The organism is Brachybacterium sp. p3-SID957 (assembly GCF_025144775.1).
GTDB classification, from domain to species: Bacteria; Actinomycetota; Actinomycetes; order Actinomycetales; family Dermabacteraceae; genus Brachybacterium; species Brachybacterium epidermidis.
This window is the reverse complement of the sequence record NZ_JALXKT010000121.1, coordinates 1-1127: the sequence shown is the minus strand read 5'-3', so window position 1 is coordinate 1127 and position 1127 is coordinate 1. Positions and strand designations below refer to the sequence as shown.

1 pseudogene is annotated in these 1127 nt (G+C 63.9%); it reads left to right on the top strand.

The features are described from left to right. Nucleotides 1-52: 52 nt before the first annotated feature. A pseudogene (locus tag M3B01_RS14540) lies at nt 53-1127 on the top strand (IS3 family transposase); the annotation flags it as partial.

The window sequence follows — 1127 nt, the reverse complement described above, 5'->3', positions numbered from 1 at the left end:
TCAACGATGAAAGCCCGAGGCTAGTCGATGGTCTTCATGGAAGGCTCTTCGCATGCCCCGCCCGTACCCTCCAGAGTTCCGTGCCCGGGCCATCGCTCTGGTCCGCGAGGGCCGCCAGGTCAAGAAGACCGCACTGGACCTGGGCATCCGCGAGGTCACCCTCCACAATTGGCTGCGACAGGACGATATCGACCACGGCCGCCGGCCGGGACGAAGCAGTCAGGAATCTGCCGAGCTCCGCGCAGCGCGCGGCCGTGTCCGGCAACTCGAGCAGGAGATCGCGATCCTCCGCCGCGCCGCGAGGTGGCTCGACGAGGAGGGAGGAGTCGCCCCAAAAGGGCGCACCCGGTGATCGACCGACTCGTCGGCGCCGGGTCACCCACAAGCATCTGTTGCCGCCTACTAGGTGTCTCCCGTCAGGGCTACTACCGGTACCGAAAGCGCCCGACCAGTTCCACTGAGTTGCGTCGCCGGTGGCTGACCGGCCTGATCCGGGAGATCCACGTCGCCTCCCGCGGCACCTACGGCTACCGCCGGATCCACGCCGAGCTCACCATCGGAATGAACATTCCTTGCTCCAGCCGGCTCATCACCGTCATCATGACTCGCGCCGAAATCGGCGGCCTTCCAGGCCCAGCCAGAATCAAGCGACACAACGGGCCGCCACAGCGGACGACCTCGTCAACCGCGAATTTCTCCGTCTCGCGCTGAACGAGTTGTGGGTCACGGACATCACCGAGCATCCCACCCGGGAGGGCAAGGTCTACTGCGCCGCCGTGCTGGATGCTTGTAGCCGCAAGATCATCGGCTGGGCTATCGACTCCAAACAGGACTCCACCCTGGTCGTGAACGCTCTGGACATGGCAATCCGTGCACGTCAGCCAGGGCCCGGAGGGATCGTTCGTGCGGATCATGGAGTCCAGCTCACCTCCTGGGTCTTCACCCAGAAGATACTTTCAGCGGGACTGCTGCCGTCGTTCGGGACCGTCGGCGATGGCCTCGACAATGCGATGATGGAGTCGTTCTGGTCGACGATGCAGATCGAGCTGCTGAACCGGAAGAAGTGGAAGACGCGCATCGAGCTCGCGAACGCGATCTTCGAGTACATCGAGGTGTTCTACAACCGT